The following is a 23963-nucleotide window of genomic DNA, read 5'->3' as shown; positions in this document are numbered from 1 at the left end:
TTTAAGCCATTTCTCCCCATACTCGCGGTATCAGATAAGGAGCTGCGCTATGGCTGAATTAACATTATCCCGTCACGTTTCAGGACCCTCAAATGCTGTACCCGGCCTGCTGCTGGCGCTGGCCATTGCCGCCGCCTCGCTGGGCCTGAGCACCCTGCCCCAGGTCACCGCGCTGGGCCTGGGCGCGCTGACGCTGGCTATCCTTTTCGGCATGATAATAGGTAACACCTTTTACGCTCAGTTATCTACCCGCTGTCATCCGGGCGTCCAGTTCGCAAAGCAATATCTGCTGCGTCTGGGGATTATCCTGTACGGCTTCCGTCTGACCTTTCAGCAAATTGCCGATGTGGGCCTTAGCGGCGTGCTGATCGATGTGCTGACTCTCAGCTCAACCTTCCTGCTTGCCTGCTGGCTGGGCCGCCGCGTCTTTGGGCTGGATCGGGATACCGTCTGGCTGATTGGCGCAGGCAGCAGCATCTGCGGCGCGGCGGCGATTCTGGCAACGGAGCCCGTGATCAAAGCGGAACCGTCAAAAGTCGCAGTCGCCATCGCCACCGTGGTGATCTTCGGCACGCTGGCCATTTTTATCTATCCCCTGCTCTACCCGCTTGTCAGCGCAGTCTGGCCCGCCGTTTCGCTGACGGATTGGGGAGTGTTTACCGGCTCCACCATGCATGAAGTGGCGCAGGTAGTGGCGGCCGGTCATGCCGTCAGCCCTGAAACGGAGAATGCGGCAGTGATCGCAAAAATGCTGCGCGTTATGATGCTGGCGCCCTTTCTGCTGCTGCTCAGCGCCAGAATCAGAAGTACAGCCAGCGCAAACGGCGCCGCCACGGGAAAAATGACCTTCCCCTGGTTTGCCCTGATCTTTATCGGCGTGGCGCTGTTTAATTCGCTGCATCTGCTGCCTTCCTCGCTGGTGAGCGGGATAAATCAGCTGGATAACCTGCTGCTCGCGATGGCGATGGCCGCGCTTGGCCTGACCACACACGCCAGCGCGTTGAAGCGCGCCGGGTTAAAACCTCTGCTGATGGGACTGCTTCTGTTTATCTGGCTGATCGTCGGCGGCGGGGCAATCAATCTGACTATCCAGCATTTGTTGTCATAATTCCTGGCAGTTTGCGGTTATCATGTCGCGCCCGCATCCCTGGATGCAGAGAATCTAACAGGAGAAACGGCATGAAATATATCGGTGCCCACGTCAGCGCAGCTGGCGGCGTGGATCAGGCGGTCCTGCGCGCGCACGAACTGGAAGCCACGGCATTTGCTTTATTTACTAAAAATCAGCGCCAGTGGCGCGCCGCGCCGCTCACTGATGCCGTGATTACAGCTTTCCGCGCGGCCTGCGAAAAATATCACTACACCTCAGCCCAGATCCTGCCGCACGACAGTTTTCTGATTAACCTCGGGCATCCCGAGGAAGAAGCGCTGGAGAAATCCCGCGCGGCGTTTCTGGACGAAATTGTCCGCTGCCAGCAGCTGGGTCTGTCGCTGCTCAATTTCCACCCCGGCAGCCACCTGAATAAGATCGACGAAACGGCGTGCCTGAAGCGCATTGCCGAATCGGTCAATATCGTGCTGGATAAAACCGAAGGCGTGACGGCGGTGATTGAAAATACGGCCGGACAGGGAAGCAACCTCGGCTTTCGCTTTGAACATCTGGCCGAGATTATCGACGGCGTGGAAGATAAGTCCCGTATTGGCGTCTGCATCGATACCTGCCACGCCTTTGCCGGCGGCTACGATCTGCGAACGGAAGAGGATTGCGTCAAAACCTTTGAGGAGTTTGAGCGCGTGGTCGGCTTCCGCTACCTGCGCGGCATGCATCTTAATGATGCCAAAAGCCAGTTTGCCAGCCGCGTCGATCGCCACCACAGCCTGGGTGAAGGCAATATTGGCAAGACCGTGTTTAGCTGGCTGATGAAGGACAGCCGTTTTGACGGTATCCCGCTGATTCTGGAAACGGTACAGCCCGACATCTGGAAAGATGAGATCGCCTGGCTGAAATCAGAGCAGCGTTAATGGCTGTCTGAAAGACATTCCGCAGCAGGTGTGCCAGATAAAAAACGCGCCTGCCGTCGCTGACTATTACGCTGGCTTTCCGGGACCGGTTCCCTTTCCGCGCTGTCTGGCGTCGGGCGGCAACGCTCCGGCCTTCTGGATAAAAAAATCCCCCGTGATAAGCGGGGGATGAGGTTTTCGGCCAGTCTTAACGTCTGTTCAGCTTCTTCAGGCTTTCGCCAGTTCCGCTTCCGGCCGTTTCAGCAGCGCATAAGAGAGCCCTGCCACCGCCGTTCCGGCGATAATGGCCACCAGATACCCAATCACCGGCGTGATTGCGCCTGGGATCAGCAGCACGAACAGGCCACCGTGCGGCGCCATCAGTTTCGCGCCAACCCACATTGAGACAGCCCCAGTCAGCGCGCCGCCAACGATACAGCAAGGCAGTACGCGCATCGGATCGCGGGCGGCGAACGGGATTGCACCCTCGGAGATAAAGCAGAGGCCCAGCACCAGCGCCGCTTTGCCGCCCTCCTGCTGTCCTTTATTGAATTTCCTGCGTGCCACCAGTGTCGCCAGACCCATCGCCAGCGGAGGCACCATCCCTGCCGCCATAATGGCCGCCATCGGCGCATAGGTTTGCGAACTCAGCAGCCCCACGCCAAAGGCATAGGCCACTTTGTTGACCGGGCCGCCCATGTCGGTACACATCATCCCGCCCAGGATCGCGCCAAGCAGAACCGCATTCGCTGTACCCATGTTAGCCAGCCAGTGGGTCAGCCCCTCCATGATTTTAGCCACCGGCGTACCGACTACGTAGATCATCAGCAGGCCGGTAATCAGGCTGGCCACCAGCGGAATAATCAGAATAGGCTTGAGCGCTTCCATACTTTGCGGCAGCTTCACCTTAGAGCTGAGAAACTTAGCCGCGTAACCGGCAATGAAACCGGCAATAATCCCGCCGAGGAAGCCGGCGTTGATACTGGTGGCGATCATGCCGCCGATAAGACCCGGCGTCAGGCCCGGACGATCGGCGATGGAGAAGGCGATAAAGCCCGCCAGCACCGGCACCATCAGCGCAAAGGCGCTGCCGCCGCCAATCTGCATCAGCGCAGCGGCCAGCGTGCCTTCCTCTTTAAAGGCGGTAATACCAAAGGCGAAAGAGAGCGCAATGCTCAGACCGCCCGCCACCACCATCGGCAGCATATAGGAAACGCCGGTCAGCAGATGCCGGTAGGCGCCCGCCCGCTCTTTCTTCCCTTCCTCACCTGCCGGCTGGCCGCCTTCAGGCTTGTAAGGTCTGGCCTCAGCAACCGCTTTATCCAGCTCCTGCGCCGTTTTCTTCAGCGCCAGGCCGGTTGAGGTACGGTACATCGGCTTACCGGCAAACTTCGCCAGATCAACTTCAATATCCGCCGCCACGATCACCAGATCGGCTTCGGCAACTTCTTCCGGCGTAATCGCGTTACCGGCACCGACGGAGCCACGGGTTTCCACCTTGACCCACCAGCCGCGCTTTTTGGCTTCGGTATCGATGGCTTCTGCCGCCATAAAGGTATGCGCCACGCCGGTTGGACAGGCCGTCACCGCCACAATGCGTTTAGGTCTTTGCTCAGTCGTTGCGGCTGTGGGGGTGCTTTGCGCCGCTTCCGCTGGCTCATGCCAGGCTTTTGCCTCGCTCTGGGCAGCCTGGAGTACGGTTTCCGGCTGACGCAGGAGCTGTTCAGTATCGGCCAGATAGACGGACTTACCGTCCAGCCCGGCGCCGACAGGCACCGTTTTGCCTGCCACAATAACCCGATCCGCATCGGCCAGGTTGTCGGTCAGGGTCAGTCCAAGTTTCCCTGCCGCAGTGGTCAGGGTATGTTTTGCCAGATAGCCCGTTGCCAGCCCCAGCGAAGGATCCATTATCAGCAGCGTTTTCATTATGCCTCTCCTGCTGTCAGTTAAAAGGTGCCAGGTCGACGCGCGCCATCATTGCGGCCAACTGGGTTCGATCGGTAACGCCAACGTTGCTCTGGCTGACGGCGAGTGCCGCAACAGCCGTGGCAAGCCGCAGGGTGTGCTCGCTGGATTCACGCATCAGCAGGCCGTAAATCAGCCCGCCGACCATAGAATCCCCGGCCCCTACCGTGCTCACTACTTCACACGCTGGCGGTTTGGCAATCCATTCGCCTGATGCATTTACCCACAGCGCGCCTTCCGCGCCGAGTGAAATGACGACATGTGCAATCCCCTGCTCACGCAGGGCGTGGGCGGCTTCAATCACATCCTGTAAAGTTGGAAGCTTGCGGCCTGCCCAGATTTCCAGCTCGCGCCGGTTAGGCTTGACCAGCCAGGGAGCCGCCTTCAGGCCGGCGACCAGCGCTTCACGGCTGCTGTCAAAGATAATGCACGGACAGTGGCTCCGCAGCGCGCTCATCCATTCGGTAAACGCATCCGGATCCACCCCGGCCGGCAGGCTGCCGCTGACGCAAACCATGTCGAACTGGCCGAGCCAGGTCAGCGAGTCCGTGGTGAAACGCTCCCAGTCCTGCCCCGTCACCTCAAAACCGGAAAAGTTAAGGTCGGTCACGTCCCCATCTTTTTCGGTCAGCTTAACGTTAATGCGGGTACGGCCTTCCACCACCTGAAAGCGATTCGCTATGCCCAGGTCGCTGAAGAGGAGTTGAAAACCATCCTGGTTCTCTTTGCCCAGAAAACCGCCTACCGTGACGTCGATGCCTAAGTCTTTCAGCACTTTGGCAACGTTAATGCCTTTACCCGCGGCGTGCAGCCCGGTGGTTTTGACCAGGTTGACTTCGCCCCGCTCGATCTCAGGCGTATAACCCACCAGATCGTAGGCAGGATTGAGGGTTATAGTGGCTACGCGTCTGCTCATGCTGCCCCCTCACCCAGACCGGAGGCGATAGCCTCACCGATGGCATCCAGCGCGGCGCGGGCGTCTTCGCCACTGGCGCTGAAGCGCAGGCGGTGACCTTTTTTGACGCCCAGCGCCACCACTTTCATCAGGCTGCGGCCATTCGCTGGCTTACCGCTGCCATCAAGATTGATTACGGTGACGTCGCAGTTAAACTGCTTGATGACGCTGACCAGCGCGGTGCCCGGACGGGCGTGCAGGCCATGTTCATTACGGATGGTGAACTCTTCAGTCAGCACTTCAGCCTGTTCTGAAACCTCGCTGGTCAGCAGCGCAAGGATACCCGCCGCATCGGCAGTCAGCAGGCGAGCCGCTTTTTGATTGTTCAGAAGATCGCTCAGGTAATTCAGTACCTGCAACGGCTGCTCATCCGTAACCGCTACGGTAATCAGCATCGCGGCCTGTTCGCCTTCCACCTTGAACGGCGCGGCGCTGCGGCTGACCGCCACCGCGCTGCTGAGGTTGCCCTCGGTGCTGTCGCTCAGCCAGATGCCCTGACCCAGATTAAGCGGACGGGCGGAGATGACGCTGCTGACAAAAGCGGCATTTACCGCACCTGCCTGCTGAAGGCGTCCGGCGTTCAGCGCCTGCAGCGTCATCAGATCGCTGGCCGCCACGTCAGTAGCGATCAGCGAGACATCGAATTTAAATTCTGCACCCTGTTTTTCACCCATCAGCAGGCTGCGCAGCGTTTCGGCGGAATCGGTCGTTTTCAGTTCTTCCGCCACGCTGTCATCGCTCAGGACGTGCGTCAGCTGGCGCAGTAGCGCAAGGTGTTCATCCGACTTTGCCGCAATGCCGATCACGACGTAAGCCGTCTGATCCTCACCCCATGCAATGCCCTGCGGATACTGATAAACCTGTACCCCGGTCTGCAAGACCAGATCGCGGGTATCCGTGGTACCGTGAGGAATAGCAATGCCGTTGCCAAGATAGGTGGACGTTTGCTGCTCACGGGCAAGCATACCGTTAACATAGCCTTCGCCCACGTTGCCCGCGCTGGTCAGCGCGGCGGCGACCTGACGGATGGCTTCCTCTTTATCCCCGGCGACGGCGCCGGGATGAATAGCGGACAAATCTAGCTGGAACATAGTTCTCCTCGCTGCTGAATTTGAATCGTTTCAGCTAATTTGAGAAAAAAAGCGTTACCGCTGGCCTTACAAGCCTCTGAGATAACGCTGAAACGTTTCAATCAGTGTCGTCTGTCAGACAATATCTATGCAAGTTTTACCGGATGGCATGTAGCAGATTTTTGACGTCACGCACACTTTACCGTCACTTGCTGGAAAAAAGCGGGACCGTTGCTGAAGGCCTGCTGACCAGAGGCGCTAACCCGTCCGCGCTTTCAGCAAACTATTAGCTGCCGCCGGCCTCCGCTTCCGGGCGCGCAAAATTGCTTCTTAAACCCAGAAGTGAGGCGTAGAATCTGCCCGTTTTCACTGACCCGGCCTCCCTGACTATGAACACGCCCGCCCTTTTCCGTTCTCTTCCTGACCGCCAGTCGCTGGCGTTCCTGGTGGTGACGTTTGTGACCGGACTGACCGCTGCGCTGCAAACGCCTGCGCTGAGCCTGTTTCTGACCACCGAAGTAAAAGTACGTCCTTTTATGGTGGGGCTGTTTTTTACCGGTAGCGCGCTGATAGGTATCCTGGTCAGTCAGCTCCTTGCACGATACTCCGACAGCCGGGGCGACCGAAAAGCGCTGATCCTGGTCTGCTGCCTGGTGGGGGCGCTCGCCTCGCTGCTTTACGCCTGGAACCGCAACTATCTGATCCTGCTGCTGCCGGGCGTGGTGCTGTCAACGTTCGGCTCCACGGCGACGCCGCAGCTTTTTGCCCTCGCCCGCGAATGGCGGGATCTCAGCGGGCGCAGCAGCGTGATGTTCACCTCCGTCATGCGCACTCAGGTGTCGCTGGCCTGGGTACTGGGCCCGCCGCTGGCCTTCGCGCTGGCGCTTGGCTACGGTTTTCGCACTATGTATCTCTGCGCCGCGCTGGCCTTTATCGTCAGCGCGGTCATTGTCTACAGATATCTTCCTGCAATGCGGAAAACCCGCATTGTGACGGGCGAAAAACTCCAGACGCCGCGCCGGAACCGCCGCGATACGCTGAAGCTTTTCACCGGCTGCACGATGATGTGGGCCTGCAACGGACTCTATCTGATTGCCATGCCGCTTTACGTGGTCAGTACGCTGCATCTGCCGGAGAGGCTGGCGGGCGTGCTGATGGGCCTGGCGGCCGGACTGGAGATCCCGGTGATGCTGCTGGCGGGTTATTACGCAAGGCGGTTTGGCAAACGGAATATGATGCGGCTGGCGGCGCTGGCGGGCCTGCTGTTTTATAGCGCCACGCTCTGCTTTACCTCGGCGCTCCCGCTGCTGCTTATTCAGCTACTCAACGCTATTTTCATCGGGATTCTGGCGGGCATTGGCATGATCTATTTTCAGGATCTGATGCCAGGCCAGGCGGGTGCAGCGACCACGCTGTTTGCTAATACCACCCGCATGGGCTGGATAATTGGCGGCTCGCTGGCGGGGACGGTGGCGGAAATGTGGGGTTACGCGACGGTCTTCTGGTGTGCCGTGGCGATGATGACGGTGGCAACGGGCTGTGTCTGGAGCCTGAAGGAGGTTATGGAGGAGAACGACGCTGCGGCTGTTTCTGCCACCGATAATATCACTCCGACGTCATCCGGGGCGGACAGCTAGTGGATTAGCCTGTAGCTATTACGGCGCGGTTTGCCGCTCCAGTTCCAGCAGCCAGATCGTCGCCTCATCGCGGCTGGTGCGGCACATCTCCAGTGAGGGTTTCAGCCCCGCGCAGACGGCAGGCCGCTGCGGCGAGAAGAATATCCTGCAGCGCATATCGTCATCAAGCTGAACGCAGCGCGTATTGGCAGGTTTGCCGTCAGGCATACCGGGTATGGGCGACGATATTGAAGGCGCAGTACAGCAGGCCCCACAGGCAGTACGGCACTCCATCACTTTTACCCTCAGGTTGAAAGCGCGACAATAGCAGGCGGCCTGCGGGAATACTATCCTTTCTTTATCGCCTGCCACCGGCTTTTTTTACCCGCCCTGCGGCAGGTCACCACTTGCCTGAAACGTCCGGCAAGAGTAAGTTGTCGCGAGAAATTTCACCGGCCCTTCTGTCGAGAGAATCCAATGCCAAGAGCAAATGAAATAAAAAAAGGTATGGCGGTCAGCTTTAACGGCAAGTTGCTGTTAGTTAAAGATATTGACGTGCAAAGCCCGAGCGCACGCGGCGCTTCCACGCTGTATAAAATGCGCTTTACCGATATCCGCACCGGAATGAAGGTGGAAGAACGCTTTAAGGGCGATGACATTATTGATGCCATCTCCCTGAGCCGCCGCCAGGTCACTTTTTCCTATATCGACGGCGATGAGTACGTCTTTATGGACGATGAAGACTACACGCCTTACGTCTTCAAAAAGGAACAGATTGAAGAGGAGCTGCTGTTTATTCCTGAAGGTGGCATCCCCGGCATTCAGGTGCTGACGATGGATGGGCAGGTTCTGGCGCTGGAACTGCCGCAAACGCTGGATATGGTGATAACGGAGACCACGCCCGGTATTAAAGGCGCTTCGGCCAGCGCCAGAACCAAGCCGGCCACCATGAGCACCGGTCTGGTGGTACAGGTGCCTGAATACCTGAGTTCCGGCGATAAAATCCGCATTCATATTGCCGAGCGTCGCTATATGAGCCGCGCCGACTAAGCGTAGACAAGCGGCAGACAATCGATGTATTGCCGCTTTTGTTATGTTATAACACCCCACTATAACTGACTATCACTTAGCCTCCGTGCGCAGCGTTCAGCCAGCGAGCCTCTGTGCTGCCGATTTCCGCTGGCAGGGACTGGCCCTGGCAGCGGGACTGCGGCGGTCTACCCGCTACGGTACAGGCAGCGCTAATCTGATTCCGCTACCGGTTTACTTCCCAGGGCGTTTCCGCCACTGCGCCCTGTAACCGGATAGCGCCTGGAACATTTTGAATAGCTGTATCCGCCGCTATTGCACTACTCATCCATGAGGTTAAAAGTCCAGCAACAAGGATTTTAGTACCACCCAGAACCATCTGATTAAGCAGCGAACTGTCCATTTTACTTCCACACAAGAAGCCCTGTTATCCAACGTTAATACTTTTATGAAGGAGGGATTATGACCCGCGTAAACCTGATCACCGGCTTTCTGGGCAGTGGGAAAACCACGACCCTGCTGCACCTGCTCGCGGCGAAACCGGAAGGTGAAAAATGGGCCGTTCTGGTGAATGAATTTGGCGAGGTCGGTATTGACGGTGCGCTACTGGCGGAAAGTGGAGCCATACTGAAAGAGATCCCCGGCGGCTGCATGTGCTGTGTCAACGGCCTGCCGATGCAGGTAGGGCTGAACATGCTGCTGAAACAGGCTAAGCCCGATCGTCTGCTGATTGAGCCGACCGGCCTTGGCCATCCTAAACAAATTCTCGACATGCTGTCGGCGGAAGTTTACCAACCCTGGCTGACGCTGGATGCCTCCCTTTGCCTGCTTGATCCCCGTCAGCTCAGCGATACGCGGGTTATGGCAAATGAAAACTTCCGCGATCAGCTGGCCGCTGCCGATATCATCGTGGCCAATAAAGAAGATCGCTGGTCAGCGTCTGACCACGAGGCTTTGCAGGAATGGCAGAAGCAGGCGGGATCGGATCGCGCCGTTGTCACCGCCCGTTTTGGCAAAATTGACCCGACGTTGCTGAGCCATCCGCGCCGTAACCTTCGTGTGCTGCCCGATGCGCACCATCATCACGGGCGCGTCGAATCCGGGCTGGCGGCACTGTCTCTGACGCCCAATGCGCGCTGGCGCCGCTCCCTGAACCAGGGACAGGGCTATTACGCCTGCGGCTGGGTTTTTGATGCGGAGACCATTTTCGATACCATCGGCCTGCTTGAGTGGGTTCGCCTGGCGCCGGTGACGCGGGTTAAAGGCGTAATGCGTATTCAGGAAGGTCTGGTGAGCGTTAACCGTCAGGGTGAGGATTTCCATCTTGAAACGCGCCAGACGGTGCCGCCCGATAGCCGTATTGAAATCATTCATGAGGCGGAAGCTGACTGGAATGCGTTGCAAAGCGCATTGTTGAAACTTCGTTTAACGTCTATAGCATAATCTGCCCCGTTACCAAACTTACTGGCCCTGAATTAAGATGACAACAAACCGTTTACTGAAAATCCTCGTGCTGAACGCTCTGGGATTTGCGCTGTTTTTTTCCTGGTATTTGCCGGCAAACCACGGCTTCTGGTTCGGGGTCGATAAAAGTATCTTTTACTGGTTCAACGACCGCCTGGTAACGAATAAAGCGCTGCTCTGGCTGATCGCGATAACTAACTTCCGCCCTTTTGACGGGGTCGCGCTGCTGGCGATGGGTGCGCTTTATCTCTCCTTCTGGCTTCGTGAAACGCCGGAGGGCCGCCGTCGCATGCTGGCTATCGGCATCGTGATGCTGCTTAGCGCCGTGATCCTGAATCAGCTCTGCCGCTTTATTCCCGTTTCACATGCCAGCCCGACCAAATTCTTTCCGCATGTTAACCGCGTCGCCGAATTAACCGGCATTCCAACGAAAGATGCTTCCGCAAACAGCTTTCCGGGCGATCACGGCATGATGCTGATGATATTTGCCAGCTTTATGCTGCGCTATTTTACCCGCCGGGCCTTTTTACTTGCGGTGGCGATTGTGCTGATATTCGCCACGCCAAGAATTATGATTGGTGCGCACTGGTTTACCGATGTGGCTGTAGGTTCTCTTTCCGTCGTGCTGGTGGGAATGAGCTGGTGGTTAATGACGCCGCTCAGTGATTATCTCGTTAACGCCCTCTACCGTTATTTGCCAGGTAAGAATAAGCCCTCCGCTAAGTAAAGATCGTGTTGCCCGGGCCTTGTCCGGGCTTATATTGATAAAGTTGATGAACGTTATTATTAGCACACTGATAAATTCTCTTTATAAAGATAATGAAAGTATCCGGCCGGTCAGACCCCTCTTCCGCCACAATTGTCCAGCCGGTTTACTCTTATTTTTCAAAAACTGCCGCTAACGGTGTCAGGAACCCGCATTTTTTTCCTCAAGTTTTCTCCACACTTGCCGATAAAACCGCCCGCTTAATGCGTTACTGTTTTACATCAAAAAAAGCATTAAAAAGTCAGTAAAACCCCTCGCCATGCGGCTTGTAATCGGGTAACCTCATTTTCGTTCAGGTCTGGGTAGTAAAATATTTCCGTGAGTTACACTTTAAACTGTGTTCCCTGACACGTTTTTACAATTCAGGAATTGTCTTACCCTGGTCAGGCTCATTATTCTCGTTTCGTTTCGCAATTATTTGACGACATTGTCGTTAAGGACTTCAAGGGATCACAAACATAATGGTCAAATCTCAACCGATACTGAGATATATCTGGCGGGTACTGCCCGCGGTCGCATTAGCGACGTTACTGTCAGCCTGTAGCTCTACAAATAACCACGACAATGCACAAACTGATACTCATGCAGTTAAAAACCATAATGGTTTTTTACTTCAAGCGTCTCAGGATGAATTCGAACAGTTGGTTCAGAATGTGGATATTAAATCCCGCCTGATGGATCAATATGCGGACTGGAAAGGCGTTCGTTATCGCTTCGGCGGTACCAGCAAACGCGGCATTGATTGTTCAGCATTTGTACAAACCACCTTTCGTGAGCAGTTTGGTCTCGATCTGCCGCGTTCGACCTATGGTCAGGAAGATGTGGGTAAAAGTATCAACCGCTCCAGGCTTCGCGCGGGGGACATCATCCTCTTCCGCACGGGATCAAGGGGCCGCCACGTGGGGATTTACCTCGGCAATGATAACTTTGTCCATGCGTCAACCAGCAGCGGCGTGATGATCTCCAGCCTGAACGACAGCTACTGGAAACCGCGTTACCGTGAAGCCCGTCGGGTGCTGGGAAGCAAGCAAAGCTGATTCAGCTTTCCTGAAGTTCGCGAAACGAAAGAAAAAACGCTGCCCCGGCAGCGTTTTTTTTGTCCGCCGGGCGGGCGATATACCTTGTTTAGCCGGATTTTACCTTTGTTTAGTCTAAAAAAAGCATTTCTTCATAAAGCAGACAGACAGAGGACCTTACCTCGTTATATTCTGCCACGCTGTTATCCTCAGTAGCAGACCCTAACGGAAGATGACCCTATGCCCCTTTCCACCACGTTCAGGCGACACCTTTCCCTGCCGCGCAAGATTGTTTACGCCAGCGTGGCGGCAGGCCTGACCGTTTCCGTTCTGTTTATTCTCATTACGCTGCTGCTGGTCCAACAGCGGCGGCACGAACAGCACGATCGGCTGGCAAGCGATGCACAAACCTATATCCTGAACGACTTTACTACGCTTACGCAAAGGCTCTCGCCGTTAGACGCGCTCACTGATGATGACTGCGCATCAGACAAAGACGATTTAACCCAGCGGGCCGCATTCGCCGGTAACATCCGCACAATTTTGCTGGTGAAGAATCATGTTGCGTTCTGTTCTTCTGCAACGGGAAGGCTGCAAAAAGATATCACCGGGTTTTCACCCCACACCGATACCCGCAAAGCCGTGGATGTTCAGCTGGTGGCTAATACGCCCAAAGTGCCTGAACGGCCTGCCCTGATTTTCTGGCGGCAAAATCCGCAAAGCCCGCAAAGTGGGGTTATCGCCCTGCTGAACATCAATCTGACCCCCTATCTGTTACTGATCGCCAGTGAGAAAGAAGTCACCGATATGGCGATTGTCGCCGGAGATCGGGCGTTTACCCTGACCGATGAGCGGTTAACAAAGGTCAGCGAGCTGTCCGCCCACCCGCTTCGCACCGTTACCGTTCCCGGTTATCCTGTCACAATCCTGCTGTATGGCACCGCCTTGCCCGCCAGCGACGTGTTGATTATCGTTCTGCTCGGCATGCTGTTGGCCTTGCTCAGCGGCAGCACCTGCTTTCTGCTTCTGACGCACAGGCGGCGTCCCGGTAAGGAAATTCTGCAGGGCATCCGGCGCGGGGATTTTCATGTTGAATATCAGCCATTGATTGACGCCACCTCGGGACAGCCCTACGGGGTGGAAGCGCTGCTGCGCTGGCGGCATCCTACGGCAGGCAATGTTTCGCCAGAGGCGTTTATCCGCTATGCCGAAGGGCAGAATTTGATTGTCCCCCTCACCCGCCACCTGTTTGAACTGGTCGCCCGTGATGCGCACCAGCTTCGCCATACGCTGCCTGAAGGTTTCCGCATCGGGCTTAATCTTTCACCCGTGCATCTTGCGGACGGGGAATTTTGCCAGGATGTACGCCGCTGGCTGGCCGCCATGCCGCAGAACCATTTCTGCTACGTGTTTGAAATCACCGAGCGCGCAATGGTGAGTGAGGGTAACGCAGGGGCTATTTTTAAATGGCTGCATGAACAGGGCATCCATATCGCTATTGATGACTTTGGCACCGGGCACAGCGCGCTGATCTATCTGGAGAAATTCAAATTCGACTACCTTAAAATCGACCGTGGTTTTGTCCAGAGCATCGGGCGGGAAACCGTGACGTCGCCGGTGCTTGACGCGGTTATCGCTCTGGCGAAAAAGCTGAAGCTGAAAACCATCGCGGAGGGCGTGGAGGATGTAAAACAGGCGCAGTGGCTGATTGCGCGCGGGGTCACCCACCTTCAGGGCTATCTGTTCAGCCATCCGCTGACGGTGCCACAGCTAATTGACTATTTCAACAGCAGCGATCGCCCCGGTTTACCCGGTCAACGTAAGGAAGCGTAACGACGTGTTCAGGTACATTGATTTCCTCTTCAGGCTGCTGGTAGGCTTGTCGCCGGACCCGATTTCATCCCCAGGGAGCGAAACCACACTATGAGATTGCGCGGGTATATTTTCCTTTTACTCAGCTTAGTGACATCGCTGGCCCAGGCGGAAACCATCACTAAAGCCTATGCGTTTGCGCAGCTGGGCGAGCCTAAATACGCTCACGGCTTCACCCACTTTGACTATGCCGATCCCGCTGCCCCCAAAGGCGGCAGCATCACGCTTTCCGCTATCGGCACCTACGATAACTTTAACCGTTTCGCTTTAAGGGGCAATCCGGGCCAGAATACCGGCACGCTTTATGATCCCCTTTTTACCTCTTCGGAGGATGAAACGGGCAGCTACTACCCGCTGATCGCCGAGTTTGCCCGCTATCCTGACAGCTATCGCTGGGTCGAAATTACCCTGAACCCCCAGGCTCGCTTTCAGGACGGCTCGCCCATAACCGCAAAAGACGTGGTCTTTAGCTTCAATAAGTTTATGACCGAAGGCGTGCCACAGTTCCGGGTGTTCTATAAAGGCGTTACCGCCAGCGTGGTTTCTCCACGAGTCATGCGCTTTGATTTGCAGGAATCTGACCGGGATAAAATGCTGTCGCTGCTTTCCACGACGGTCTTCCCGGAAAAATTCTGGCAGCATCATAAGCTGTCGGAACCGCTGGCTTACCCTCCGCTCTCCAGCGGCCCCTATCGCGTGACCGCCTATAAAGTCGGTCAGTACATTACCTATTCCCGGGTTAAAGATTACTGGGCAGCGGATCTGCCGGTTAATAAAGGACGTTTTAACTTCGACCGCATCCGTTACGACTACTATATGGACGATAACGTCGCCTTTGAGGCCTTTAAGGCGGGCGCGTTTGATTTCCGCGCGGAGGGCTCAGCCAAAAAATGGGCGACGCAGTACCGCGGCAGCAATTTTGACAAAAATTTCATTATTAAAGATGAAGCACCCAATCACGTCGCGACCGATACCACCTGGCTGGCCTTTAATGTCACCCGTCCCCAGTTCAGCGATCGCCGCGTGCGGGAAGCGCTCTCTCTCGTCTTTGACTTTAACTGGATGAATAAGGCGCTTTTTTATAACGCCTATAAGCGCAGTAACAGCTACTTCCAGAACACGGAATATGCCGCACGCCAGGCTCCGGATGATGCCGAACTGAAAATACTTAACTCGCTGAAGGGAGAGATCCCCGAAGAGGCCTTTACCCAGATTTATCAGCCGCCTGAAACGGACGGCAGCGGCTACGATCGTGAGAATCTGTTAAAAGCGCTCGGGCTGCTGAAGCAGGCGGGCTGGGAGCTGAAAAACCAGAAGCTGGTGAACGTGAAAACCGGGCAGCCCTTCCGTTTCGAGCTGCTGCTGCGCAGCGGCGGCAACGACCAGTGGGTATTTCCCTTCCAGCATGCGCTCTCCCGGCTTGGCATCCAGCTGAATATCCGCCAGGTGGACAGTTCGCAGTATCTGGCCCGCATTCGCAAAAGTGATTTCGATATGCTGCCCTCACCCTATCCGGCGATGCCTTTCCCGGACAGCGGATTACAGTTTTACTGGGCCACGGCGTTTATTGACTCCAGCTATAACCGGCCGCTCGTCAGTAATCCGGTCATCGATGAGCTTATCGCCCAAATCAATCAGCATCAGGGCAACAAAGCCGCGCTGCTGCCGCTTGGCCGGGCGCTGGATCGCATTCTGCTGTGGAATCACTACATGATCCCGATGTGGTACAGCGCCAGCGACCGCTACGCCTACTGGAATAAATTCTCAATGCCGGCCACCCGTCCTACTTACTCGCTGGGTTTTGACAGCTGGTGGTATGATGCCGGTAAAGCCGCGCAGTTGCCGGATCAACGTCGTTAAGGAGAGAAGTTTGGGCGCTTATCTGCTACGCAGACTGCTGTTGATCGTTCCCACGCTGTGGGCAATTATCACTATTAACTTTTTTATCGTACAGATTGCCCCCGGCGGGCCGGTTGATCAGGCGCTGGCCAATATTGAATTTGGCCAGACCACCGGACTCCCCGGCGCGGGCGGCGCGGAAACCCACGCGCGCGGTTCGCTTAGCGCTAACCCCGGCGACAGCCAGTACCGCGGCTCACGCGGGCTTGACCCTGAAGTGGTGGCGGAAATTACCCGCCGCTATGGCTTCGACAAGCCGCTGTATCAGCGCTATCTCGATATGTTGTGGAACTACATGCGCTTCGATTTTGGCGACAGCCTGTTTCGCAGCAGTTCTGTGACAACGTTAATCAAAGAGAGCCTGCCCGTTTCGATCACGCTCGGCCTGTGGAGCACGCTGATCATCTATCTGGTCTCCATCCCGCTCGGCATTAAAAAAGCGGTACGTAACGGCAGCGCCTTTGATATCTGGAGCAGTACGCTGATCATTGTCGGCTATGCTATCCCCTCCTTCCTGTTTGCTATTTTACTGATCGTCGTATTTGCCGGCGGCAGCTATCTGGACTGGTTCCCGCTGCGCGGGCTGGTTTCGCCCCAGTTCGATTCCCTGCCCTGGTACAGCAAAATCACCGATTATCTCTGGCATATCACGCTGCCGGTCATCGCTACGGTTATCGGCGGGTTTGCCACCCTGACGATGCTGACCAAAAACGCCTTTATGGATGAGATCCGCAAGCAGTACGTGGTGACGGCGCGGGCGAAAGGGCTGGATGAGAAAAAAATCTTGTATCGCCACGTTTTCCGCAACGCCATGCTGCTGGTCATCGCGGGTTTCCCCGCCACCTTTATCAGCATGTTCTTCACCGGTTCGCTGCTGATTGAGGTGATGTTTTCACTCAACGGGCTGGGCCTGCTCGGCTACGATGCGACTATTCAGCGTGACTACCCGGTGATGTTCGGCACGCTGTTTATTTTTACGCTGATCGGCCTGCTGCTGAATATTCTGAGCGATATCACCTATACGCTGGTCGATCCGCGTATTGATTTCGAGGGACGATAATGAGCCGTTTAAGTCCTGCCAATCAGGCGCGCTGGGCGCGTTTTCGCCACAACCGCCGTGGCTACTGGTCGCTGTGGATTTTTATCGTGCTGTTTGTGCTCTGTCTCGGTGCCGAGCTGCTGGCTAACGATAAGCCGCTGCTGGTGCGCTATCAGGGAGAGATGCGGTTTCCCGCGCTGGTGAACTACAGCGAAAGCGATTTTGGCGGCCCGCTGGCCACGGCGGCGGACTATCAGGATCCCTGGCTGAAAGCGCGTATTGCCAAAAATGGCTGGGCGATCTGGGCCCCTGTCCGCTTCGGCGATAACACCATTAATTTTGCCACCACGGTTCCCTTCCCCTCCCCGCCTTCAGCGCAAAACTGGCTTGGCACCGATGCAAACGGCGGTGATGTGCTGGCGCGTATTCTTTATGGCATGCGCATCTCGCTGCTGTTCGGCCTGATGCTGACGCTTATCTCCAGCGTGATTGGCATTGCCGCCGGGGCCATTCAGGGCTATTACGGCGGCAGGGTCGATCTCTGGGGCCAGCGCTTTATTGAAGTCTGGTCGGGGATGCCGACGCTGTTCCTGATCATCCTGCTGTCGAGCGTGATCCAGCCCGGCTTCTGGTGGCTGCTGGCGATCACCGTGCTGTTCGGCTGGATGCAGCTGGTGGGCGTGGTGCGGGCCGAATTTCTGCGGGCGCGCAATTTTGACTATATCCGGGCGGCACAGGCGATGGGCGTCAGCGATCGCCGCATTATGTCCCGCCATATTCTGCCCAACGCCATGGTCGCCACCCTCACCTGGCTGCCGTTTATTCTTTGCGGATCGATCACAACGCTGACCTCGCTGGACTTCCTTGGCTTTGGCCTGCCGCTCGGCTCGCCGTCGCTGGGCGAGCTGCTGCTGCAGGGGAAAAATAACCTTCAGGCTCCCTGGCTTGGCATCACGGCTTTCTTCTCGCTGGCGATCCTGCTTTCGTTACTGATTTTTATCGGCGAGGCAGTCCGCGACGCCTTCGATCCCAGTAAGGTGTACTGACTATGTCTCTGCTTACCGTTAAAGAGTTAAGTATCGCTTTTCGCCACGCCGGTCACGATCGCCAGGTTGTGGATAACCTCTCCTTCACCGTGGAGGCGGGCGAAACGCGGGCGCTGGTCGGCGAATCCGGCTCCGGTAAAAGCGTTACTGCCCTGTCGCTGATGCGTCTGCTGCCGACGCCGCCGGTGGTTTATCCGCAGGGAGAGATCCTCTTCGGGGGTCAGGATGTGCTGCAAGCCGATGAGCGCGTCCTGCGCACGCTGCGCGGCAACCGCATGGCGATGATTTTTCAGGAACCGATGGTGTCGCTTAACCCGCTGCACAGCATCGAAAAACAGCTTTATGAGGTGCTTTCGCTGCATCGCGGTATGCGTAAAGAGGCGGCACGGGCCGAGATGCTGACCTGCCTGGATCGCGTGGGGATACGCGAGGCGGCGCGTCGCCTGAATGATTTTCCCCACCAGCTGTCGGGCGGCGAACGCCAGCGCGTGATGATTGCAATGGCGCTGCTGACTCAGCCCGAACTGCTGATTGCGGATGAGCCGACCACCGCCCTTGATGTTACCGTGCAGGCGCAGATCCTGACGCTGCTCAAAGAGCTGAAGCAGGAGATGAATATGGGCCTGCTGTTTATTACCCATAATCTCAACATTGTCCGGCAGCTGGCGGATAACGTTACGGTAATGTGCAACGGCCAGGGCGTGGAAAGTAACCGCACCCGGCAGCTGTTCAGCCAGCCGCAGCATCCCTACACGCAAAAGCTGCTGGATGCGGAGCCGGAAGGCCGGCCCGATCCGGTCGATGAGGCCGCAAAGCCGCTGCTCCGGGTGGATAACCTTCAGGTTGCTTTCCCGATCAAGCGGGGCCTGCTGCGGCGGGTGACCGGCTATCATCACGCTCTGCGCTCGCTCAGCTTCCGGCTGCGTCCGGGGGAGACTCTGGGGCTGGTGGGTGAGTCTGGCTCCGGCAAAAGCACTACAGGGCTGGCGCTGCTGCGGCTAATCGCCTCCGGCGGGGAGATCTGGTTTGACGAGCAGCCGCTTCATCAGTGGGATCGCCGCAAAATGCTGCCGGTGCGCCGTCAGATCCAGGTGGTTTTTCAGGACCCTAACTCTGCCCTCAATCCGCGGCTAAACGTCCAGCAGATTATTGAAGAAGGGCTTCAGGTTCACCATCCCGACCTTAACGGAAAACAGCGGGAAGACCGGGTGATTGAGGCGATGCAGGAGGTCGGACTGGATGCCGCTACGCGCCACCGCTACCCGGCAGAATTTTCAGGCGGCCAGCGCCAGCGTATTGCCATTGCCCGGGCGCTGATCCTTCAGCCCCGGCTGATTATTCTGGATGAGCCGACCTCATCGCTCGACCGCTCGGTGCAGAAGCAGATCCTGGCGCTGCTGAAAAAGCTGCAACAGGAGCATCACCTGGCCTATATCTTTATCAGTCACGATTTGCAGGTGGTCAGGTCGCTGTGTCATCAGGTAGTGGTGTTGCGGCAGGGGGAAGTGGTTGAGCAGGGAGAATGTGAGGCCGTTTTTGCCGCACCTGAGCAGGCCTATACCCGTCAGCTGCTGTCGCTGGCCTGACCGGCTCAGGCGGAAGGCTGGCTGAACGCTTCTGCGATGCTCACGCCAAAGTTTTTCAGGCGGCAGGTGGTGGTGAACTCATCCTCGCGGGCAACAAACAGGCATGGCTCCCCTTCCCACTCCACGACGCTACAGTCGAGCTGGATTTCAGCCAGCGCGTCCTGGATCAGCTGCATGACGCTCCAGGCCTGTTCGCCCTGATGGCTGAGCAGGCAAAGGCCGATAAGATCGTCACCGGCATGATCCGGAACCTGTTGCAGTTCGCTACAGCCGGTTAAGGCATACTGCCGGCGATAGCTTTGCGGTAAACGATGTACTACAGAATGTTGTAACGAATCCATCCCAACTCCCCGGCCCGCATCGGGCGCTCGCCACACCGCTGTTTAACTTCTGGCATCAGAAACGGGATCGGCGGGCAACGCGTAACAATAAGGTTATTTTTGAGAGCAATATCTCATTTTGAACCTATATTTACCGCGTTGCTGCGGGGAAAACAATCATTATTGTTGCACATCGGTAACTTTATTTAAGTTTTCCATTTACATATGGCTAACATAAACGCGTCCGCAGCCCGTCGGCAGGAGGCTATGTCACTCGCCTGACGGGCTGAAAGAGCACAATGTCAGACCGTTGCGCCTTTTCGCGGGCGGGTGGCGTAGATAAACAGCAAAATGGATACCGTGGCGCAGATAAAGATTGAGCCCACCATCGGCCAGGCGCTGTTGAAAGGCATCACGGAGAGCAGCGCACCAATCAGCGCCCCCACGCCAAAGCGCAGCGTCCCGGCCAGCGATGAGGCCGTGCCGGCCATATGCGGGAATTCATCAAGGATAACCGCCATCGCGTTGGATGAAACCATCGCCACGCAGCCGATAAACATCGCCACGCCAAATACCATCGGCAGAAAGCCCAGGTTCAGCGCGCTGACGATCACCAGCCAGATGCCCATCGCGAACTGGATCAGCAGCCCCAGCCTGAACATCGCCACCGGCCCGAACCGGCGTACGCAGCGGCTGTTAAGCAGCGTAATCAGGAAGAGAAAGACCACATTCAGGGCGAAGTAATAGCCGAAATCCTGCGGACTGATGTGGTTCAGTTCGATATAGACAAAGGGGCCGGCGTTAAGGAAAGAGAACATCCCGGCAAAGGAGAAGCCGCTTGCCAGCATATAGCTGAACACGCGCTTGTGGCGAAACAGCGACAGAAAGTTTCTCAGCGTGGTGCGCAGGTTGAATTTCTGACGCTTCTCCACGGGCAGCGTTTCTTTGATTTGCGTCACCACCAGCACCGTCGTTACCACGGCGGCCAGCGAGATAGCCCAGAAGATGGCATGCCAGCTCCACAGAATCAGCATCCAGCCGCCAATAATGGGTGCCAGCAGCGGCGCGATCGTGGTGACCAGCATCACGAAGGACATCATGCGCGAAAACTCCTCCTTCGAGTAGCTGTCGCGCATCAGCGCGCTGATGACCACGCTGCCCGCAGCGGCGGAGAGGCCATGCAGCAGACGCATAAAAATCAGCTGTTCAATCGTCTGCGACAGCGCGCAGGCGGCGGCGGCCACGGCGAAGATCAGCGTGCCGATGGCGATCACCGGCTTGCGGCCAAAACTGTCCGCCAGCGGACCGTAAATCAGCTGTCCGAGAGCAAATCCGAGTATATAAAGGTTCAGCGTCATCTGCACGCTGCCCGCCGGAACGTCAAATTCGCGGGCAATTTGCGGTAGCGCAGGCAAATACATATCGATGGATAATGGCATCAGCATCGCCAGCAGACCGAGAATCACCACCAGTCCTGCCGATGAGTTCTTTTCCTTACGCACCCTTATTACTCCTCACTGTCCCGAATTGTTTGTTTTACTTTTTCTGCTGCGGTACGCCCACGCTGGCGATCTCTTCTTCCGTCAGGGGACGGTATTCGCCAGGCTCCAGATCGTCATCCAGTACGATAGCGCCAATCCGCTCGCGGTGCAGTTCCACTACGTGGTTTCCCACGGCCGCAAACATCCGCTTCACCTGATGGTAACGTCCTTCGCTGATGGTCAGGCGCACCTGACGCTCGCTGACCACCTCAAGCGTGGCCGGCCTGGTCAGATCTTTTTCATTATTAAGCTGCACCCCCGCCGTGAACTGCGCTGCGGTGTCATCCGCCACCGGCGACTCCAGGGTGACCAGATAGGTTTTTTCACAATGGTGGCGCGGAGAGGTGATGCGGTGCGACCACTGGCCGTCATCCGTCATCAGCACCAGACCTGTGGTGTCGATATCCAGACGCCCGGCGGCATGCAGTTTATAAGCCGTAGGCTCTTGCAGAAAATAGAGCACCGTTGGATGATCGGGGTCATCCGTTGAACAGACATAGCCTTGTGGCTTGTTCAACATAAAATAGCGCGGCCCGAACTGCTGCTGCAACGGGTTGCCGTCGTACTCTACCTGGTTTTCAGGCGTGAGTTTAAAAGCGCCCTCGCGGACGACTTCCCCGTCAACGGTGACTTTGCGTGCGCGCAGTTCGCGTGCCGCGATAGCCCGGCTGACTTCCAGCTGCTGAGACAAAAATTTATCAAGTCGCATTAAATCTGTACTGCCCGTTTAGTAGAAAATAAAACCGACGTTCCGGCTGCGGAACGTTTGAAGAGAATCACGAATGGAATCAGGCTGTGTTCCCTGCCCGGACGCTTTTGCCTCCGGGTGAAACGCAGCCCTTAGTATATAGAGAGTCAGCGTCGAGGCCCAGTAGCGGCTACGCGTAAACGCCGCTTTCATGGCATAATGCGGCTTTGCTTGTCGATTTTCTGAGAATTCATGTCATTTACTCTGCGCCCCTACCAGCAGGAAGCGGTTGATGCCACGCTCAGCTACTTCCGTCGCTCCCATCAGCCTGCCGTGATTGTGCTGCCGACCGGCGCGGGCAAAAGCCTGGTGATTGCCGAACTGGCAAGGCTGGCGCGCGGGCGCGTACTGGTGCTGGCCCACGTTAAGGAGCTGGTTGCGCAGAACCACAGCAAGTATCAGGCTTACGGTCTGGAAGCGGATATTTTTGCCGCCGGCCTTCAGCGTAAAGAGAGCCGCAGTAAGGTTGTTTTCGGCAGCGTGCAGTCGGTTGCCCGTAATCTTGCGCAATTTGACGGCGAATTCACCCTGCTGATTGTCGATGAATGCCACCGCATCAGCGACGCCGACGACAGCCAGTATCAGCAGATCCTCACTCACCTGCGCAAAAGTAACCCCCGCCTGCGCCTGCTTGGGCTGACCGCCACGCCTTACCGTCTGGGCAAAGGCTGGATTTATCAGTTCCATTATCACGGCATGGTGAGAGGGGATGAGCGCGCGCTCTTTCGCGACTGCATTTATGAACTGCCGCTGCGCTATATGATCAAACATGGCTTTCTGGTGCCGCCGGAAAGACTGGATATGCCGGTAGTCCAGTATGATTTCAGCCGGCTGGTCGCGGGTGAGAATGGCCTGTTCAGCGAAGCGGATCTCAACCGGGAGCTGAAGCAGCAGCAGCGTATTACGCCGCACATCATTCAGCAGATTGTGGAGTTCGCTCAGGATCGCCAGGGCGTTATGATCTTTGCCTCCACCGTTGAACATGCCAAAGAGGTACTGGGGCTGCTACCCGACAGCAAGGCGCTGATCAGCGCAGGAACGCCCGCCGCCGAGCGCGACGCGCTGATTAACGCGTTTAAAGCGCGCCAGCTGCGCTATATGGTTAACGTGGCGGTGCTGACCACCGGCTTCGATGCGCCGCATGTGGATCTGATTGCGATTCTGAGGCCAACCGAATCGGTCAGCCTTTATCAGCAAATTGTGGGCCGCGGCCTGCGGCTCTCTCCGGGTAAAACCGACTGCCTGATCCTGGATTATGCCGGGAACCCTCACGATATTTTCACCCCTGAGGTCGGTTCTCCTAAGGGGAAAAGCGATAATAAACCGGTGCAGGTATTCTGCCCTGCCTGCGGTTTTGCCAACACCTTCTGGGGAAAAACGACCGCCGACGGCACCCTGATTGAGCACTTTGGCCGCCGCTGTCAGGGCGTGCTGGAAGATGATGAGGGCGAGCGTGAGCAGTGCGATTTTCGCTTCCGTTTTAAAAGCTGCCCGCACTGCAATGCGGAGAACGACATTGCCGCGCGCCGCTGCCACCAGTGCGATGCGGTGCTGGTCGATCCTGACGACATGCTGAAAGCGGCGCTGAAATTAAAAGATGCGCTGGTGCTGCGCTGTGCGGCGATGGTGCTGGAAAATGGCCGGGACGAAAAAGGCGAGTGGCTGAAGATTCGCTATTATGACGAGGAAGCAACGGAGGTCAGCGAGCGCTTCCGGCTTTCCACGCCCGCGCAGCGCACCGCCTTTGAGCAGATTTTCCTGCGCCCGCATCAGCGCGCGCCTGGCGTGCCGCTCGGCTGGCAGAACGCCGCTGATATTGTGGCGCTCCAGCCGCTGCTGCGCCATCCTGACTTTGTGGTGGCGAGAAAACAGCGCCATTTCTGGCAGATTCGCGAAAAAGTGTTCGATTACCAGGGCCGTTTTCGTCGCGCAAATACGCTTCGTTAAGCGCCGCCGGTTTAATACGTTGCCCGCGAAAGGAAACCTGGGCTATAATGCGCCCCGCTTTTACTGTCGTAAAAGCAGAACAC

At 56.8% G+C, this 23963-nt stretch carries 20 protein-coding genes; 13 read left to right on the top strand and 7 right to left on the bottom strand.

Annotated features, from left to right (window positions below):
• Positions 1-49: 49 nt before the first annotated feature.
• Together AAH446_RS09820 and nfo are read left to right on the top strand one after the other, a co-directional pair.
• Positions 50-1108, top strand: coding sequence for a YeiH family putative sulfate export transporter (locus AAH446_RS09820; protein ID WP_342906533.1), 1059 nt, complete (start codon positions 50-52; stop codon positions 1106-1108).
• A gap of 71 nt (positions 1109-1179) precedes the next feature.
• Complete coding sequence (gene nfo, locus AAH446_RS09815; RefSeq protein WP_342906532.1) at positions 1180-2022, top strand: deoxyribonuclease IV; 843 nt, start codon at positions 1180-1182, stop codon at positions 2020-2022.
• Between the two features lie 207 nt (positions 2023-2229).
• Here nfo and fruA read toward each other — a convergent pair whose 3' ends face one another.
• The 3 genes from fruA to fruB are packed head-to-tail and all read right to left on the bottom strand — an operon-like array spanning position 2230 to position 6012.
• The gene (gene fruA / locus AAH446_RS09810) at positions 2230-3927 is read right to left on the bottom strand and encodes a PTS fructose transporter subunit IIBC (protein ID WP_342906531.1); all 1698 of its coding nucleotides are present in this window, start codon (positions 3925-3927) and stop codon (positions 2230-2232) included.
• A gap of 16 nt (positions 3928-3943) precedes the next feature.
• Positions 3944-4882, bottom strand: coding sequence for a 1-phosphofructokinase (fruK, locus tag AAH446_RS09805; RefSeq protein ID WP_342906530.1), 939 nt, complete (start codon positions 4880-4882; stop codon positions 3944-3946).
• Complete coding sequence (gene fruB / locus AAH446_RS09800) at positions 4879-6012, bottom strand: fused PTS fructose transporter subunit IIA/HPr protein (protein WP_342906529.1); 1134 nt, start codon at positions 6010-6012, stop codon at positions 4879-4881. The genes fruK and fruB overlap by 4 nt, the downstream gene beginning before the upstream one ends.
• Before the next feature lie 368 nt (positions 6013-6380).
• Here fruB and AAH446_RS09795 point away from each other — a divergent pair, with 368 nt between their 5' ends.
• Positions 6381-7628, top strand: a complete 1248-nt coding sequence (locus tag AAH446_RS09795; protein ID WP_342906528.1) for an MFS transporter — start codon at positions 6381-6383, stop codon at positions 7626-7628.
• 18 nt (positions 7629-7646) lie between these two features.
• On the opposite strand, the gene AAH446_RS09790 is transcribed toward AAH446_RS09795, so the two are convergent.
• Positions 7647-7901 carry a YkgJ family cysteine cluster protein gene (locus tag AAH446_RS09790; RefSeq protein WP_342906527.1) on the bottom strand — a complete coding sequence of 85 codons (255 nt, stop codon included), beginning with the start codon at positions 7899-7901 and terminating at the stop codon, positions 7647-7649.
• A gap of 183 nt (positions 7902-8084) precedes the next feature.
• On the opposite strand from AAH446_RS09790, the gene yeiP reads away from it, so the two are divergent.
• The 9 genes from yeiP to yejF all read left to right on the top strand — a co-directional run bounded on the left by yeiP (position 8085) and on the right by yejF (position 19324).
• Positions 8085-8657, top strand: a complete 573-nt coding sequence (gene yeiP / locus AAH446_RS09785; RefSeq protein WP_342906526.1) for an elongation factor P-like protein YeiP — start codon at positions 8085-8087, stop codon at positions 8655-8657.
• A gap of 441 nt (positions 8658-9098) precedes the next feature.
• The gene (locus AAH446_RS09780) at positions 9099-10079 is read left to right on the top strand and encodes a CobW family GTP-binding protein (RefSeq protein ID WP_342906525.1); all 981 of its coding nucleotides are present in this window, start codon (positions 9099-9101) and stop codon (positions 10077-10079) included.
• A 37-nt stretch (positions 10080-10116) separates the two neighbouring features.
• Positions 10117-10827 (top strand): phosphatase PAP2 family protein, encoded by a 711-nt coding sequence (locus tag AAH446_RS09775; protein ID WP_342906524.1) that lies wholly within the window; start codon positions 10117-10119, stop codon positions 10825-10827.
• A gap of 500 nt (positions 10828-11327) precedes the next feature.
• Positions 11328-11903: a bifunctional murein DD-endopeptidase/murein LD-carboxypeptidase gene (gene mepS, locus AAH446_RS09770; RefSeq protein ID WP_342906523.1), complete on the top strand. Its 576-nt coding sequence runs from the start codon at positions 11328-11330 to the stop codon at positions 11901-11903.
• Between the two features lie 219 nt (positions 11904-12122).
• Entirely contained in the window at positions 12123-13715 is a 1593-nt protein-coding gene (locus AAH446_RS09765; protein ID WP_342906522.1) for a cyclic di-GMP phosphodiesterase, read from the top strand.
• A gap of 90 nt (positions 13716-13805) precedes the next feature.
• The gene (locus tag AAH446_RS09760; RefSeq protein ID WP_342906521.1) at positions 13806-15614 is read left to right on the top strand and encodes an extracellular solute-binding protein; all 1809 of its coding nucleotides are present in this window, start codon (positions 13806-13808) and stop codon (positions 15612-15614) included.
• A gap of 10 nt (positions 15615-15624) precedes the next feature.
• Positions 15625-16713 (top strand): microcin C ABC transporter permease YejB, encoded by a 1089-nt coding sequence (locus AAH446_RS09755; RefSeq protein ID WP_342906520.1) that lies wholly within the window; start codon positions 15625-15627, stop codon positions 16711-16713.
• Positions 16713-17738, top strand: a complete 1026-nt coding sequence (locus AAH446_RS09750) for a microcin C ABC transporter permease (RefSeq protein ID WP_342906519.1) — start codon at positions 16713-16715, stop codon at positions 17736-17738. Before AAH446_RS09755 ends, AAH446_RS09750 begins: the two co-directional genes overlap by 1 nt.
• A 2-nt stretch (positions 17739-17740) precedes the next feature.
• Positions 17741-19324, top strand: a complete 1584-nt coding sequence (gene yejF / locus AAH446_RS09745; protein WP_342906518.1) for a microcin C ABC transporter ATP-binding protein YejF — start codon at positions 17741-17743, stop codon at positions 19322-19324.
• A gap of 5 nt (positions 19325-19329) precedes the next feature.
• Here the strand turns inward: yejF and AAH446_RS09740 are convergent, their stop codons facing one another.
• The 3 genes from AAH446_RS09740 to rsuA all read right to left on the bottom strand — a co-directional run bounded on the left by AAH446_RS09740 (position 19330) and on the right by rsuA (position 21894).
• Positions 19330-19665, bottom strand: a complete 336-nt coding sequence (locus AAH446_RS09740; RefSeq protein ID WP_342906517.1) for a YejG family protein — start codon at positions 19663-19665, stop codon at positions 19330-19332.
• 281 nt (positions 19666-19946) lie between these two features.
• On the bottom strand, positions 19947-21146 hold the full coding sequence (locus tag AAH446_RS09735) for a Bcr/CflA family multidrug efflux MFS transporter (protein WP_342906516.1): 1200 nt from the start codon (positions 21144-21146) through the stop codon (positions 19947-19949).
• A gap of 34 nt (positions 21147-21180) precedes the next feature.
• A complete protein-coding gene (gene rsuA, locus AAH446_RS09730) occupies positions 21181-21894 on the bottom strand; it encodes a 16S rRNA pseudouridine(516) synthase RsuA (RefSeq protein ID WP_342906515.1) in 714 nt (237 codons plus the stop codon).
• Positions 21895-22125: 231 nt separating this feature from the next.
• Between rsuA and AAH446_RS09725 the strand changes: the two genes are divergently transcribed.
• A complete protein-coding gene (locus AAH446_RS09725) occupies positions 22126-23880 on the top strand; it encodes a DEAD/DEAH box helicase (RefSeq protein ID WP_342906514.1) in 1755 nt (584 codons plus the stop codon).
• The last annotated feature ends 83 nt before the right edge of the window (positions 23881-23963 follow it).

It is taken from the genome of Erwinia psychrophila (genome assembly GCF_039023475.1).
Classification (GTDB): Bacteria; Pseudomonadota; Gammaproteobacteria; order Enterobacterales; family Enterobacteriaceae; genus Erwinia.
The sequence above is the reverse complement of the archived record's forward strand: the minus strand, read 5'-3'. Positions and strand labels throughout refer to the sequence as shown.

Coding starts and splice junctions, on each gene's coding strand:
- AAH446_RS09820 (WP_342906533.1), top strand. CDS start 50: ATGGCTGAATTAACATTATCCCGTCACGTTTCAGGACCCTCAAATGCT.
- nfo (WP_342906532.1), top strand. CDS start 1,180: ATGAAATATATCGGTGCCCACGTCAGCGCAGCTGGCGGCGTGGATCAG.
- fruA (WP_342906531.1), bottom strand. CDS start 3,927: ATGAAAACGCTGCTGATAATGGATCCTTCGCTGGGGCTGGCAACGGGC.
- fruK (WP_342906530.1), bottom strand. CDS start 4,882: ATGAGCAGACGCGTAGCCACTATAACCCTCAATCCTGCCTACGATCTG.
- fruB (WP_342906529.1), bottom strand. CDS start 6,012: ATGTTCCAGCTAGATTTGTCCGCTATTCATCCCGGCGCCGTCGCCGGG.
- AAH446_RS09795 (WP_342906528.1), top strand. CDS start 6,381: ATGAACACGCCCGCCCTTTTCCGTTCTCTTCCTGACCGCCAGTCGCTG.
- AAH446_RS09790 (WP_342906527.1), bottom strand. CDS start 7,901: ATGGAGTGCCGTACTGCCTGTGGGGCCTGCTGTACTGCGCCTTCAATA.
- yeiP (WP_342906526.1), top strand. CDS start 8,085: ATGCCAAGAGCAAATGAAATAAAAAAAGGTATGGCGGTCAGCTTTAAC.
- AAH446_RS09780 (WP_342906525.1), top strand. CDS start 9,099: ATGACCCGCGTAAACCTGATCACCGGCTTTCTGGGCAGTGGGAAAACC.
- AAH446_RS09775 (WP_342906524.1), top strand. CDS start 10,117: ATGACAACAAACCGTTTACTGAAAATCCTCGTGCTGAACGCTCTGGGA.
- mepS (WP_342906523.1), top strand. CDS start 11,328: ATGGTCAAATCTCAACCGATACTGAGATATATCTGGCGGGTACTGCCC.
- AAH446_RS09765 (WP_342906522.1), top strand. CDS start 12,123: ATGCCCCTTTCCACCACGTTCAGGCGACACCTTTCCCTGCCGCGCAAG.
- AAH446_RS09760 (WP_342906521.1), top strand. CDS start 13,806: ATGAGATTGCGCGGGTATATTTTCCTTTTACTCAGCTTAGTGACATCG.
- AAH446_RS09750 (WP_342906519.1), top strand. CDS start 16,713: ATGAGCCGTTTAAGTCCTGCCAATCAGGCGCGCTGGGCGCGTTTTCGC.
- yejF (WP_342906518.1), top strand. CDS start 17,741: ATGTCTCTGCTTACCGTTAAAGAGTTAAGTATCGCTTTTCGCCACGCC.
- AAH446_RS09740 (WP_342906517.1), bottom strand. CDS start 19,665: ATGGATTCGTTACAACATTCTGTAGTACATCGTTTACCGCAAAGCTAT.
- rsuA (WP_342906515.1), bottom strand. CDS start 21,894: ATGCGACTTGATAAATTTTTGTCTCAGCAGCTGGAAGTCAGCCGGGCT.
- AAH446_RS09725 (WP_342906514.1), top strand. CDS start 22,126: ATGTCATTTACTCTGCGCCCCTACCAGCAGGAAGCGGTTGATGCCACG.